The 13,446-nt window shown below is 69.2% G+C and carries 11 protein-coding genes, 1 tRNA gene and 2 pseudogenes; 5 read left to right on the top strand and 9 right to left on the bottom strand.

The genetic code is table 11. The annotated features are described in order from the left end of the window. Nucleotides 1-12: 12 nt before the first annotated feature. The 3 genes from OJ254_RS09065 (at nt 13) to pknB (ending at nt 5,000) form a co-directional block, all read left to right on the top strand. Nucleotides 13-1,410: an FtsW/RodA/SpoVE family cell cycle protein gene (locus OJ254_RS09065; RefSeq protein ID WP_265361919.1), complete on the top strand. Its 1,398-nt coding sequence runs from the start codon at nt 13-15 to the stop codon at nt 1,408-1,410. Beyond that, entirely contained in the window at nt 1,407-2,876 is a 1,470-nt protein-coding gene (locus tag OJ254_RS09060; RefSeq protein WP_265361918.1) for a peptidoglycan D,D-transpeptidase FtsI family protein, read from the top strand. The genes OJ254_RS09065 and OJ254_RS09060 overlap by 4 nt, the downstream gene beginning before the upstream one ends. A gap of 144 nt (nt 2,877-3,020) precedes the next feature. Then, complete coding sequence (pknB, locus tag OJ254_RS09055; protein WP_265361917.1) at nt 3,021-5,000, top strand: Stk1 family PASTA domain-containing Ser/Thr kinase; 1,980 nt, start codon at nt 3,021-3,023, stop codon at nt 4,998-5,000. 105 nt (nt 5,001-5,105) lie between these two features. Here pknB and OJ254_RS09050 read toward each other — a convergent pair whose 3' ends face one another. The 6 genes and pseudogenes from OJ254_RS09050 to OJ254_RS09025 form a co-directional block, all read right to left on the bottom strand. After that, nucleotides 5,106-5,849: a class E sortase gene (locus tag OJ254_RS09050; protein WP_265361916.1), complete on the bottom strand. Its 744-nt coding sequence runs from the start codon at nt 5,847-5,849 to the stop codon at nt 5,106-5,108. A 24-nt stretch (nt 5,850-5,873) separates the two neighbouring features. Then, entirely contained in the window at nt 5,874-7,379 is a 1,506-nt protein-coding gene (locus OJ254_RS09045; RefSeq protein WP_265361915.1) for a class E sortase, read from the bottom strand. Then, entirely contained in the window at nt 7,376-8,014 is a 639-nt protein-coding gene (locus OJ254_RS09040; RefSeq protein ID WP_030412299.1) for an aminodeoxychorismate/anthranilate synthase component II, read from the bottom strand. Before OJ254_RS09040 ends, OJ254_RS09045 begins: the two co-directional genes overlap by 4 nt. Then, complete coding sequence (locus OJ254_RS09035; RefSeq protein WP_261956716.1) at nt 8,014-8,187, bottom strand: hypothetical protein; 174 nt, start codon at nt 8,185-8,187, stop codon at nt 8,014-8,016. The genes OJ254_RS09040 and OJ254_RS09035 overlap by 1 nt, the downstream gene beginning before the upstream one ends. Nucleotides 8,188-8,268: 81 nt before the next feature. Beyond that, a pseudogene (locus OJ254_RS09030) lies at nt 8,269-8,990 on the bottom strand (class E sortase). A gap of 35 nt (nt 8,991-9,025) precedes the next feature. Beyond that, nucleotides 9,026-9,796, bottom strand: a complete 771-nt coding sequence (locus OJ254_RS09025; RefSeq protein ID WP_265361914.1) for a DUF881 domain-containing protein — start codon at nt 9,794-9,796, stop codon at nt 9,026-9,028. Between the two features lie 121 nt (nt 9,797-9,917). Here OJ254_RS09025 and crgA point away from each other — a divergent pair, with 121 nt between their 5' ends. Beyond that, entirely contained in the window at nt 9,918-10,172 is a 255-nt protein-coding gene (gene crgA, locus OJ254_RS09020) for a cell division protein CrgA (protein ID WP_030412295.1), read from the top strand. 236 nt (nt 10,173-10,408) lie between these two features. On the opposite strand, the gene OJ254_RS09015 is transcribed toward crgA, so the two are convergent. Both OJ254_RS09015 and OJ254_RS09010 read right to left on the bottom strand, forming a co-directional pair. Beyond that, nucleotides 10,409-11,326: a rhomboid family intramembrane serine protease gene (locus OJ254_RS09015; RefSeq protein WP_265361912.1), complete on the bottom strand. Its 918-nt coding sequence runs from the start codon at nt 11,324-11,326 to the stop codon at nt 10,409-10,411. Between the two features lie 203 nt (nt 11,327-11,529). Continuing rightward, nucleotides 11,530-12,056: pseudogene (locus tag OJ254_RS09010) on the bottom strand (peptidylprolyl isomerase). 300 nt (nt 12,057-12,356) lie between these two features. On the opposite strand from OJ254_RS09010, the gene OJ254_RS09005 reads away from it, so the two are divergent. Continuing rightward, nucleotides 12,357-13,070: a DUF5324 family protein gene (locus OJ254_RS09005; RefSeq protein WP_265361911.1), complete on the top strand. Its 714-nt coding sequence runs from the start codon at nt 12,357-12,359 to the stop codon at nt 13,068-13,070. A 188-nt stretch (nt 13,071-13,258) separates the two neighbouring features. Here the strand turns inward: OJ254_RS09005 and OJ254_RS09000 are convergent. Then, a tRNA-Ala gene (locus OJ254_RS09000) sits at nt 13,259-13,331 on the bottom strand. Nucleotides 13,332-13,446 lie beyond the last annotated feature (115 nt).

Genomic DNA, 13,446 nt, shown 5'->3' with positions numbered 1-13,446 from the left:
GCCGTAGATCTCATGAGCAGTACCACCAACACCACCACCATCGGCACGATCGGAGCCCCGAGCCGCCGCAACACCGAGCTGGCGATGCTCGTCTTCGCGGTGATCATTCCGGTGTTCGCGTACATCAACGTGGGCCTGGCCAAGGAGGAGACCGTCCCCGCCGGTGTGCTCGGCTACACCCTGGGGCTCGGCCTGCTGGCCGGCGTGGCGCACCTCGTCGTACGCAAGTGGGCGCCGTACGCGGACCCGCTGATGCTGCCGATCGCCACCCTGCTCAACGGCCTGGGTCTGGTCTTCATCTGGCGGCTGGACCAGGAGCCGCAGATCAGCACCCCGCAGCTGGGCGGTGCGATGGCGCCGGGGCAGCTGATGTGGTCGACGCTGGGCGTCGCGCTCTTCCTCGGCGTACTGATCTTCCTCAAGGACCACCGTGTCCTGCAGCGCTACACCTACATCTCGATGGTGGTGGCGCTGGTCCTGCTGATCTCGCCGATCTTCTTCCCGGCCCGCTTCGGCGCGCGCATCTGGATCACCATCCCCGGTGTCGGTTCGCTGCAGCCGGGCGAGTTCGCCAAGATCATCATCGCGATCTTCTTCGCGGGCTACCTCATGGTGAAGCGGGACGCGCTGGCGCTGGCCAGCCGCCGCTTCATGGGCCTGTACCTCCCGCGCGGCCGTGACCTCGGACCGATCCTGGTCATCTGGGCGCTGAGCCTGATGATCCTGGTCTTCGAGACCGACCTCGGTACCTCGCTGCTGTTCTTCGGCCTCTTCGTGATCATGCTGTACGTCGCCACCGAGCGGACCAGCTGGATCGTCTTCGGTCTGCTGCTCAGCGCGGGCGGCGCGGTCGCCGTGGCCACGTTCGAGTCCCACGTCCAGGTGCGTGTCCACAACTGGCTGAACCCGCTGGAGCTGCTCAACGGCGGTGTCACCGAGACCGCCCAGGCCATGTACTCCTTCGGTTCCGGCGGCATCCTCGGCTCGGGTCTGGGCCAGGGCTACTCCCGGCTGATCGGCGGTATCGCGCCCAAGAGCGACTACATCCTCGCCACCGTCGGCGAGGAGATCGGGCTGGCCGGCCTGATGGCCATCCTGATGCTGTACGGCCTGCTCATCGAGCGCGGCATCCGTACGGCGCTGGCCGCCCGTGACCCGTTCGGCAAGCTGCTGTCGATCGGCCTGTCCGGCGCCTTCGCGCTGCAGGTCTTCGTCGTCGCCGGCGGTGTGACCGGCCTCATCCCGCTGACCGGTATGACGATGCCGTTCCTGGCCCAGGGTGGTTCCTCCGTCATCGCCAACTGGGCGCTGGTGGCCATCCTGCTGCGCATCAGCGACACCGCGCGGCGCCCGGCGCCGACCCCCGCACCGTCCACCGACGCCGAGATGACCCAGGTGGTCCGCCCGTGAACAAGCCCCTGCGCCGGGTCGCGATCTTCTGCGGCCTGCTCGTCCTCGCCCTGCTCATCCGCGTCAACTGGGTGCAGTTCGTCGAGGGTGACCAGCTCAAGAACGACACGCACAACCGCCGGGTCGCCATCGAGCGCTACAGCACGCCGCGCGGCAACATCATCGTCGACGGCAAGGCGATCACCGGCTCGACGACCACCGACAGCGGCGACTTCAAGTACAAGCGGACGTACAAGAACGGCAAGATGTGGGCGCCGGTCACCGGTTACGCCTCGCAGGCGTTCGACGCCAACCAGCTGGAGAAGCTCAACGACGGCATCCTCACCGGCACCGATGACCGGCTCTTCTTCAGCCGCACGGTCGACATGTTCACCGGCAGCAAGCAGAAGGGCGGCAACGTCGTCACGACGCTGGACGCCAAGGCGCAGAAGGCGGCCTTCGAGGGCCTGGGCAACCAGAAGGGCGCGGTCGCCGCGATCAACCCGGAGACCGGGGCGATCCTGGCGCTGGCCAGCACCCCGTCGTACGACCCGTCCACGTTCGCCGGCATGAGCAACAAGGACGCCGAGGCGTACAACGGCCTGCTGAAGAAGAACAACCCCGACGAGCCGATGCTCAACCGGGCGCTGCGGCAGACCTACCCGCCGGGCTCCACCTTCAAGGTCGTCACGGCCTCGGCGGCGCTGGAGAACGGGCTGTACAACGACGTCGACGCCAAGACCAACTCGCCGGTCCCGTACACGCTGCCCGACACCGCCGGCCTTCCGCTGAAGAACGAGGGCTCCATCCAGTGTGAGAACGTCAGCCTGCGCGAGGCCCTGCGCCTGTCGTGCAACACGGTCTTCGGCAAGGTCAGCGCTGACCTCGGCAACAAGAAGATGAAGGCCGAGGCGGAGAAGTTCGGCTTCAACAACTCCAAGATCGACACCCCGGTGCGGGCCGCGGAGAGCATCTTCCCCACCGACAACCGGCCGCAGAATGCCATGGCCGGTATCGGGCAGGCGTCCAACCGGGCCACGCCGCTGCAGATGGCCATGGTCGCCTCGGCGGTCGCCAACGGCGGCAAGCTGATGAAGCCGTACATGGTCGACCAGCTGGTCGCGCCGAACCTCAACGTGGTGCAGCAGCACACGCCGCAGGAGATGAGTCGGCCGCTCAGCCCGGAGAACGCGCAGAAGATCCAGAGCATCATGGAGACCGTCGTCAAGAGCGGCACGGGAACCAATGCACAGATCCCGAACGTCACAGTCGGGGGTAAGACGGGTACCGCCCAGCACGGCGAGAACAACAAGGACAACCCGTACGCCTGGTTCATCTCCTACGCGAAGACCGACAAGGGCACCCCCGTAGCGGTCGCTGTCGTCATTGAGGGATCCGACACCCTTCGCGATGACATCGCCGGTGGCAAGCTCGCCGCTCCCATCGCGAAGCGCGTCATGGAGGCGGTACTCGAAGGCGAGAAGTGACTCGGGTCATGCCAGTACCGGTCACGTATCAGGTTGCGGCTCCGGCCGGTCCGATGCGGCGTCCCGGGTACGGTAGCCCGGACAGCACACCGCCGGACCACACACGGGTGCGGTCGGGACTGACGGAGAGGGCTGGAGAAGCTTATGGAAGAGCCGCGTCGCCTCGGCGGCCGGTACGAGCTGGGCTCGGTGCTCGGCCGCGGTGGCATGGCCGAGGTGTACCTCGCGCATGACACCCGCCTCGGCCGCACCGTAGCGGTGAAGACGCTGCGGGTGGATCTTGCCCGCGACCCGTCCTTCCAGGCCCGGTTCCGCCGTGAGGCCCAGTCGGCCGCCTCGCTGAACCATCCGTCGATCGTCGCGGTCTACGACACCGGCGAGGACTACGTCGACGGTGTCTCGATCCCGTACATCGTCATGGAGTACGTGGACGGGTCCACGCTGCGTGAGCTGCTGCACTCCGGCCGCAAGCTGCTGCCCGAGCGGTCGCTGGAGATGACCACCGGCGTCCTCCAGGCGCTGGAGTATTCGCACCGCGCCGGCATCGTCCACCGCGACATCAAGCCGGCGAACGTCATGCTGACGCGCACCGGCCAGGTCAAGGTCATGGACTTCGGCATCGCCCGCGCAATGGGTGACGCCGGCATGACGATGACGCAGACCGCGGCGGTCATCGGCACCGCCCAGTACCTCTCGCCCGAGCAGGCCAAGGGCGAGCAGGTCGACGCCCGCTCCGACCTGTACTCCACCGGCTGTCTGCTGTACGAGCTGCTCACCGTCCGGCCGCCGTTCGTCGGTGACTCGCCGGTCGCGGTGGCCTACCAGCACGTCCGCGAGGAGCCGCAGAAGCCCAGCAACTTCGACCCCGAGATCACGCCGGAGATGGACGCAATCGTCCTGAAGGCGCTGGTCAAGGACCCGGACTACCGCTATCAGTCGGCCGACGAGATGCGCGCCGACATCGAGGCGGCGCTGGACGGCCAGCCGGTCGCGGCGACCTCGGCGATGGGCGCGGTCGGCTACGACCAGGACCAGCCCACGACGATGCTGCGGGCGCAGGACCCGGCGGGCCAGACCACGATGCTCCCGCCGATGAACCCGGACGACGGCGGCTACGGCTACGACGAGCGGGCCGACCGGCGCCGCGGCGGCGGCCAGAAGAAGAGCAACGTCTCGACGATCCTGCTGGTCCTCGCGGCGGTGCTGGTCCTGGTCGGGGCGATCTTCATCGGCAAGGCGATGTTCACCGGCGGCAAGCAGAACGCCAAGTTCGCCGCCCCGAACCTCGTCGGCCGGACGCTGCAGGAAGCCAAGCAGTCCGGGGTGAACAGCTCCTTCAAGGTCAAATCGGCCGGCCGCAAGCCCTGCACCAACGTCAAGAGGAACCAGGTCACCTCCCAGGAACCGGCGCCGAACACCCAGATCGCGAAGAACGACACGATCACGGTGACGATCTGCGCGGGTGCGGCCAAGGTGCCGGTCCCGGACGTCAAGAGCCTGCAGTTCGAGGAAGCCGAGCGGGAGCTCCACAACAAGGGCTTCGAGAACGTCAAGCGGGTCGATGAGGAGTCCGACCGGACGGCGGGCACCGTCATCCGCCAGGACCCGAGCGGGCAGAGCAAGGCGACCAAGGACACCGAGATCACCCTCACCGTCGCCAAGGAGATCCAGAAGACCAGCGTCCCGGACGTCAAGGGCCAGGACGCGGCGGCGGCCGAGAAGCAGCTGACGGACCTGGGCTTCAAGGTCACCAAGACCGAGCAGGACGCCCCCGACCCGAGCCAGGTCGGCAAGGTGATCGACCAGACCCCGGCCGGCAACACCCCGGCCAAGAGCGGCTCCACGGTCAACCTTGTGATCGGCAAGGCCGCAGCGCAGACTCCGGTGCCGGAGGTGCGGAGCCAGAAGCTGAAGGACGCGAAGAAGGCGCTGGCACAGGCCGGCTTCACCAACGTCCAGGTCAACGGATCGCAGGACGACAACGCGCTGGTGATCAACCAGGACCCCGCGGGCAACACGCCGTCCGACCCGAAGTCGACCACCGTGACGCTGACCACCGTCGGTGGTGGCGGTAACAACGGCGGTAACAACGGTGGTGGCGGGTTCATCGGCGGATTCGGCTGACAGCCGGCACAACATCACGAGGAAGCCCCGGCAGCCCTTGGAGGGCTGCCGGGGCTTCGTCATGTGCCGGACGGGCGGTACGGGGCCGTTGCGGGCCCTGCGCGGCTAGCGCAGTTCGGCCGGCGGTGTGCGGTCCGCGTCGACCTTTTCCGTGCGTTCCAGCTCGCCCCAGACGATGTAGCGGTAGGTCGAGGTGTAGACCGGGGTGCAGGTCGTGAGGGTGATGTAGCGGCCGGCCTTGTGCTTGCCGGACTCCTTCGGGACCTTGTTGAGGACGTCGACGTTGTACTTCGAGGTCTCGGGCAGGACCGCGAAGACCTTGTAGACGAACCAGGTGTCCTTGGTCTCGAAGACGATCGGGTCGCCGTCCTTGAGCTTGTCGATGTTGTGGAACTTCGCGCCGTGGCCGTCGCGGTGCGCGGCGAGCGTGAAGTTGCCCTTCTTGTCCTGCGGCAGCGCCGACTTGACCGGCTTGGTGTAGTAGCCGGCCACGCCCTCGTTGAGGACATCGGTGCTGGTGCCCTTCTTGACCAGCACCTCGCCGTTGTCCATCGCGGGGACGTGCAGGAAGCCAATGCCGTCCTTGGTGTCCAGCGCGCCGGGCCCCTTGGGGCCGCTGCTGGCCCAGTGCCGGCGCACCTGGTCGCTCTGCTGGTGCGCCTCGCGGTCGGCGAGGACGTTGGTCCACCACAGCGAGTACGCGACGAACAGGCCCAGGATCAGCCCGGCGGTGATCAGCAGTTCACCGATGACGCTGACGACGGACGCGATGGTCCGGCGCACCCGGCGCGGTGGCGAGGGCGGCGGCGCGGACCGGTCGCTCTCTTCGTCGGTTCCGGTTGCAGTCACCGCGTAGCACCCCTCTTGTTTTCGCTAGCCGCCGAGCGCTTCCGGTTTGCCCTTGCTCCGCGGCCGCTCGTCGACCATCTTGCCCCAGACGATCAACCGAAAGGTACTGGTGAATTCCGGGGTGCAGGTCGTCAGGGTGATGTAGCGGCCGGGCTTGGTGAAGCCCGAACCGGGCGGCACCGGCCCGATCACGCTGGTGTTGCTGGGCGACGTCTGCGGGAGCACGCTCTCCATCTCGTACGTGTAGTAGGCGGCCTTCGTCTCGACGATGATCTTGTCGCCCTTGACGAGTCGGTTGATGTAGCGGAACGGCTCGCCATGGGTGTTGCGGTGGGCCGCGAGCGCGAAGTTGCCCTTCTTGTCCCAGGGCATCGCGGTCTTGATCCCGCTGCTCTTGTCGTAGTGACCGATCATGCCGTGGTCCAGCACGGCATGCTTGTCGGTGCCCTGCGCTATCGGCGCCTTCACATCGAGCTTGGGGATGTACATGATCCCGAAGCGCTCGCCGACGGCGAGGTTCTTCTTCTCCGCACCGCCCTTGTTCCACTCGTGTTCGAGGTTGGTGGTGGCGCCGCCGGCCTCCTCCTCGGCCCGCACATTCGTCCACCACAGCTGGTAGGTGACGAACAGCAGCATCAGCACGCCGAGGCTGATGAACACCTCGCCCAGGGCGCGGCTGGCGATCAGGCTGGGGCTGTCCTTCGCGGCACGGGCGGCCTGGCGGGCTTCCACGCGGGAGAGGGGACGCGTCGGTTCGGAGGCCGTGGCTGCGGGGGCAGCGCCGCTGTGACGGCCGCGTCGTCCGCCTCTCTTCGCGGCCTCCTGAGCGGCCTTACGGCGGGCCGCCCGGCCGCCGGGCGCGGGCGTCTCCGCCGCGCGGGAGGTCGTGGTCGTGGTTTCACGTGAAACACCGGCCCCTGTTTCACGTGAAACGGCGTCGGTTTCACGTGAAACGGCGTCCCGGCCGGCCATTGCGGCCTTGTCCGCCTGGCGCAGTGCCATGGTCTCGTCGTCGTCCCGCCGGGGCTTCGCGGCGGGCGCCGGCGCGCTGGGTGCGACCGGGGCGGGAGCGGGCACGGCGGGAGCGGACGCCGTCGGGGGCGTGGCTGCGGCATGCGGCCCGGCTATCGGTTCGGGTGCGGCCGGGGCGGGGCCGCCGGACCGGGTGCGGGGGCCGTACGCCTGGCCGTAGGCGGCGGGGTCCGGGCCGTAGGACCGCGGCGTCCCGGGGCCGGGCCGGGGCGGGGTCGGGGGCTGCGGCTCCTGGTGGGGGCGGAACCACGGCGAGGACGGCCCCTCGTCGGCCGGTGGGGCCGCGTGGCGCCGCCGGCGGCCGGTGCCGGGCGGCGGCGCTTCCTGGCTCGGCAGCGGGTCGTTCAGCGGGTCGCTGAGCCGGCCCACCGCCGCCTCGAACGCATCGGGCTGCCCGAGCGGCTCCGGCTGCCCGGCCGGGTCCTGCGGCGCGTACGGCTGTTCCGGCCCGTACGGCTCGTAGGATCTCCCTTCACGCTCGGGGCGTAGGTCGGTCACGCGCCGGCCTTGCCGACCACCGGGGCAAGCCCCGTCGAGCGCTCCACTGCTCCTGCGTCGCCGCATTCGACGAGCCAGTTGGCCAGCATCCGGTGTCCCCACTCCGTCAGCACCGACTCGGGGTGGAACTGTACGCCCTCGACCGGGAGTTGGCGGTGCCGCAGGCCCATGATGATGCCGTCGTGCGTGCGGGCCGTGACCTCCAGTGCGTCCGGGACGGTGGCGGGTTCGGCGGCCAGCGAGTGGTAGCGGGTGGCGGTGAACGGCGAGGGCAGTCCGGCGAAGACGCCTTTGCCGCCGTGCTCGACGAGGGAGGTCTTGCCGTGCAGCAGCTCGGGCGCCCGGTCCACCACCCCGCCGTAGGCCACCGCCATCGACTGCATGCCCAGGCAGACGCCGAAGACCGGGACGCCGGTGTCCGCGCAGTGCCGGACCATGTCGACGCAGACGCCGGCCTGCTCGGGGGTACCGGGGCCGGGCGAGAGCAGTACGCCGTCGAAGCCGTCCTGGGCGTGCCGTGGCGCGACCTCGTCGTTGCGCAGCACCTCACACTCGGCACCGAGCTGGTAGAGGTACTGGACGAGGTTGAAGACGAAGCTGTCGTAGTTGTCGACGACGAGAATCCGTGCGGTCATCAGAGGGCAGCCATCCCTTCGTCGACAGTGACGTCATTGAAGGGCAGCAGCGGCTCCGCCCACGGAAAGACGTACTGGAAGAGCACGAAGACGACCGCCAGTACGAGCACCATGGAAATCAGCGCCTTGACCCATGTGTTGCCCGGCAGATGCCGCCAGATCCAGCCGTACATGCTGTCGCTGTCCCCTTGCCGATGCCGATGACGATGTCGATTGCGACACCAGAGTAAGGGGCGAGGGCGGGGGCGGGTGGGTCAGCCGGTCAAAGCCGACGGCCTTCCCTGGGCGACGGGTTGGGTGGAATCCAGATGGGCCCAGGCGATCAGCCGGTGGCTGTGGCCCCACTCCGGTTCGCAGGTGGTCAGCGTGAGGTAGCGGCCCGGGCCGTTGAAGCCGGACTTCCGCGGCACCGGGTCGATCACGCCGATGTCGCTCGGCAGCGTCGTGTACGGGCGGTTGTCGATGCGGTAGGTGAACCAGGTCGTGCCGTCGCTCAGGACCACCGCGTCCCCGGGCCGCAGCTCGGGAAGTCCTTGAACGGGTCGCCGTACGTGCGGCGGTGGCCGGCCACGGCGAAGTTGCCGAGGTCGCCGAGGCGCGCAGTGCGGGCGTAGTGGCCGAGGCCGCGCTGGAGGGTGCCGGTCGCGGTGCCTTCCAGGACGGGCTTGGCCCAGTCGGCGCCGAAGCGCGGGATGTACATCACGGCGAAGGAGTCGCCCGCCCGGTAGCGGCGGGGCGGTGGGGCCTGGGTGGGGCTCTCGCCGGGCGCCGGTGTGCGGTCGGGGGCGGCCGCCGCTCCGGACGACCACCGGTCGTGGAGCTTGCCGATCTCGCCGTCCATGGCGCTGTCGGCCCGTACGCCGGTCCAGAAGAGCAGGTAGACCACGAAGAGGACGATCAGTGCGCCGGCGGTGAGGCAGATCTCGCTGAGCGTCCGTACGATCCATCGCGCCGTCGTCCGGCTCCGCAGCGTCATCCGGCCCGCCCCTCCCGCCGGCCCGCGGGCACGGCTTACGGCTTCACAGGCTGTGCGTAATGGAGATCCACTGTGCCGGAGTAGCCGGGCAGAGTCACCGCCTCGCGCTGGTCGACTTTCCAGCCCAGGCCGTAGGCGTTGACGTACTGCAGGTAGTTCTGGATGGCGGGGGAGGCGGTCAGCGCGTTGTTGAGCGCCTCGCGGTCGCCAACCGCGGTGATCTTGTACGGCGGGGAGTAGACCCGGCCCTGGAGGATCAGGGTGTTGCCGACGCAGCGGACCGCGCTGGTGGAGATCAGCCGCTGGTCCATGACCTTGATGCCCTTGGCACCGCCGTGCCACAGGGCGTTGACCACGGCCTGGAGGTCCTGCTGGTGGATGACCAGGTCGTTGGGCTGCGGCTCGGGGACGCCGGGGATCTTGGCGGTGGCGTTCGGCGGGGCGTCCATGAGCGTCACCGTCACGCCCTGGCCGGACACCGGCTTGGTGCCGGCGTTCTTCTCCAGCGCCCGCAGCTTGGCGTCCTCGGCCTTGGAGCTGCCGTTGTCGCGCCGGGCGAGGCCGTCGACCTCCTCGCGCAGGGTGGCGTTGCGGTCGTCCTGGACACCGTTCTTGTGGCTGCGTTCCTGGATGAGGTCGGAGAGGCGCAGCATGGAGTCGTCGGAGCGCAGGTTGGTGCCCCGCGCGGTGTCGAAACTCAGCCAGAACAGCAGCCCGGCGAGCGCGAAGACCACGAGCGTCAGCAGCCGGACGGGCCGCAGACGGGCACGGCGGGGAAGGCCGGAGGGGTCGGCGGGATTGCTCAACGTACCCTTACTCCTTACGACGCCGCGGAAGCACTACGCTAACGGACGCCCGGGAAAGGAATCCGACCCCATCGCGTCCGCGCCCGGCGCACACCGCAGCGCATCGACAGGAGAGTTCCTCGTGCCGAAGTCACGGATCCGCAAGAAGGACGATTTCACGCCGCCGCCGGCGAAGACCACCAACCTGAAGATGAACTCCGGTCGGGGTTGGGTGGCGCCTGTGATGCTGGCGATGTTCCTGATCGGTCTTGTGTGGATCGTGTTGTTCTACGTGTCCGAGGGCGATCTGCCGATCGCGGCCATGGGCAACTGGAACATCGTCTGCGGCTTCGGCTTCATCGCGGTGGGCTTCGGCGTATCCACTCAGTGGAAGTAGCGCAAGCCCTGCCCAAGGCCATCCACACGGTTATCCACAGCCGGGGAAAACTTCAGAAGATCTGTGGATAACCCTCCGGCGGTTGACGCCGGTGTGATCGGCCGGGCCCTCGGCCCCGGCCGTCCCCTCCCCGCTCCTTCCTGCGGAAACGCAGGTCACAGCGGTCCGGAAGCAGAGTTCCGCACAGCTTGCACAAGATCGGCCACGCACTGTGGACAACGTGTGGGTGACGGCCCTCAGCCCACCAGCTGGAGGGTCCGTACCCACACCACCGCGGCGATCGCCAGCACCGCCACCGCACACGTCGCCACATGCACCGCGTTCCGGCGGTCACGCGGTGCGTGCACCATCCCGAACGCCACCGCGGCGCCCACGATCAGCCCGCCGACGTGCGCCTGCCAGGCGATGTGCGGCCACAGGAACGTGAAGCCCAGGTTGAGGGCGAGCAGGATCAGCACCGGCTTCATGTCGTAGTTCAGCCGGCGCATCAGCACCGCGGTCGCCCCCAGCAGCCCGAAGATCGCGCCGGAGGCACCCAGCGAGGGCTGGTTCTGGGCGGCGAGGAGGTACGACAGGGCGCTGCCGCCCAGGCCGGAGAGCAGGTACAGCGCGGTGAACCGCAGCCGGCCGAGCGCCGCTTCCAGCGGTGGGCCCAGCCACCACAGCGAGAGCATGTTGAACGCGATGTGTGCGACCTGCTGGTGCAGGAACATCGCGGTCAGCAGGCGGTACCACTCGCCCTCGGCGACCCCGACGAGCTGGTAGCGGGACGGGTCGAAGGCCAGGCCCAGCAGGTCGAGCCGGTCGGGCAGCGGGCTCGTCGGGCCGCCGGTTGCCAGCACGGCCACGAACACCGCGGCGTTCAGCCCCAGCAGGATCTTGGTGATCAGCCGCCGGTCGGCCGCGACCGTGCCGCCCGCGAGCGTGCGCGGGGCGGTCGCCCGCGGGGAATGGCCGGTGCCGCTGCCGCCGCGTACGCAGTCCGGGCACTGGAACCCGACCGAGGCGCTGACCATGCACTCAGGGCAGATCGGGCGGTTGCACCGGGTACAGCGGATGCCGCTGGGACGGTCCGGGTGGCGGTAGCAGCCGGGCAGGCCGTCGTCGCCCCGCGCGTCCTGCGGCTCCTGCGGGCTGCCTGGCACCTGGTCCATCGGTCCCCTCGTCCTCTTCAATGTCCACCGGGCGGCATCGAAACACGGGCATCACAACACACCGCCCCTCCCGCCCGCCGCCCGCCTACCACCCCTGGACGAGCTGCGGGCCCCGCCTGATTTACGTCCAGGCGGGGCGCAATGGTTCCCCGGACGGGACCGGGGCGCAATGGTTCCCGGGCCGGGCCCGGCGGCACCGCGGGTCAGCGGGTCTCGACGACCACCGACTCGATCACCACGTCCTGGACCGGACGGTCGGTGCGCGGGTTGGTCTGGGTGGTGGCGATGGCGTCCACGACCTTCTTGCTGGCCTCGTTGCTGACCTCACCGAAGATGGTGTGCTTGCCGGTCAGCCAGGCGGTCGGGGAGACCGTGACGAAGAACTGGGAGCCGTTGGTGCCCGGGCCGGCGTTGGCCATGGCCAGCAGGTACGGCTTGTCGAAGGCCAGGTCGGGGTGGAACTCGTCGCCGAACTCGTAGCCCGGCCGCCGGTGCCGTTGCCGAGCGGGTCGCCGCCCTGGATCATGAAGCCGCTGATCACCCGGTGGAAGACGGTGCCGTTGTACAGCGGGGCGGTGGTCTTCTGCCCGGTCTCCGGGTTCGTCCACTCCCGCTCACCCGTGGCGAGCTCGACGAAGTTCTTGACCGTCTTGGGTGCGTGGTTCGGCAGGAGCCGAATCTCGATGTCGCCCTGGTTCGTCTTCAGGGTGGCGTACAGCTGCTCAGCCACGATCAACCTTCCATGAGTCTTTGCTGACGGGCCCCCGATCCTCGCACGAAGAACCCCTCCCGTCGCCGGACCACCACCTCTTACCGGGCTTCGCACTGATTTCGGGCGCGGTCGGCGGCAAAGCGTGGCATCGTCGTCCACAGAGCTCCGGAAGTGTCCGGTATTGACCCGTATGCCACCCTGCGCATGCCGTATGTCGCGTGAACGGGCATGATCTTCCAACGGGTGGACAGGCGACATAGCAGACAAGGGGAACCGACCCCCCGAGCCCCCGGACACGCCACCGAGGAGGAGGATCCCGTGACCCGCAAGGACAGCGTGCGCACCGCGACCAGTTCGGCCAGGGACAGCGTGCGGCACGCCGCGGAGGCGGTGGCTCCGTATGCCGGTACGGCCAAGGATGCCGCCGTGCACTACGCGCACGAGGCCCGTACGCGCATGGCCCCCAAGGTGGCCGAGGCCGCCCACCAGGCCCGTGTGCAGTACGACGCCCATCTGCAGCCGCGCATCGAGCACGCCCGCGGCGCCCTGCCGCCCAAGGTGGACGCGGCGGCGAACCGGGCGGCGCGCCGGACCCGCAAGGCGGCCCGCCAGGCCGCCGACTACACCGCACCACGGCTGGAGCACGCCGTGAGCAGTGCCCGCGCCGCGGCCGATCCGGTACGCGAGGAAGCCGTGGCCCGCGGTACCGCCGCGCTCGCCGCGCTGCGCGGCCAGGTGACCGCCAAGGAGATCGCCAAGCTCCAGAAGAAGCACAGCCGCCGCGCCCGGCGGGGCAAGCTCGTCAAGCGCCTCACCGTGCTGGGCGTCCTGGCCGCCGGTGCGGTCGTCGCCTGGAAGTGGTGGGACAAGCAGGCCAACCCGGACTGGCTGGTCGAGCCCCCGGCCCCCACCGAGGTCGGCGACCGCGGCCGGCTGAGCGCGGTCGACGGCAGCGAAGGTGCCGCGCTCGATCCCGAGGTCCAGGCCAAGCAGGAAGAGGCCGATGAGCGCGGAGGCGGCAGCACGCCCTGACGCCGGGCCCCGCCACAGCACACCGGGCCGCGTCCCCACCCCGTCCGCGGGGCGGCGGGCGCGGCCCGTTCGCCTGCCGGCGTCCGCCGGCCCCGCACGCGCGGACGGCGATGATGGCCCGTCAATCCCCCAGCGCAGCAAAAAACCCTTCTGACCAGCGATGACGCCGACCGGAAGGGTTTGGGGAGTGGAGCCTAGGGGAGTCGAACCCCTGACATCTGCCATGCAAAGACAGCGCTCTACCAACTGAGCTAAGGCCCCTTCGCGCACCAGGGTACCCGGTGTCCGGGCGCTTTCCCGACCGGGTATCGCCGCACCCCGTCGCTCTCCGTAGGATGCTTCGCGAGATTCGCGGCAGCGAAGCGATCGGGGAGAC

The organism is Streptomyces endophytica (assembly GCF_026153355.1).
In the GTDB taxonomy this organism is placed as follows: domain Bacteria; phylum Actinomycetota; class Actinomycetes; order Streptomycetales; family Streptomycetaceae; genus Streptomyces; species Streptomyces endophytica.
This window is presented reverse-complemented; position numbering and strand designations above follow the sequence as displayed.

Excerpts from the sequence above, each read along its gene's own strand:
- OJ254_RS09065 (WP_265361919.1), top strand. The coding sequence starts at position 13 with ATGAGCAGTACCACCAACACCACCACCATCGGCACGATCGGAGCCCCG.
- pknB (WP_265361917.1), top strand. The coding sequence starts at position 3,021 with ATGGAAGAGCCGCGTCGCCTCGGCGGCCGGTACGAGCTGGGCTCGGTG.
- OJ254_RS09040 (WP_030412299.1), bottom strand. The coding sequence starts at position 8,014 with ATGACCGCACGGATTCTCGTCGTCGACAACTACGACAGCTTCGTCTTC.
- OJ254_RS09035 (WP_261956716.1), bottom strand. The coding sequence starts at position 8,187 with ATGTACGGCTGGATCTGGCGGCATCTGCCGGGCAACACATGGGTCAAG.
- OJ254_RS09015 (WP_265361912.1), bottom strand. The coding sequence starts at position 11,326 with ATGGACCAGGTGCCAGGCAGCCCGCAGGAGCCGCAGGACGCGCGGGGC.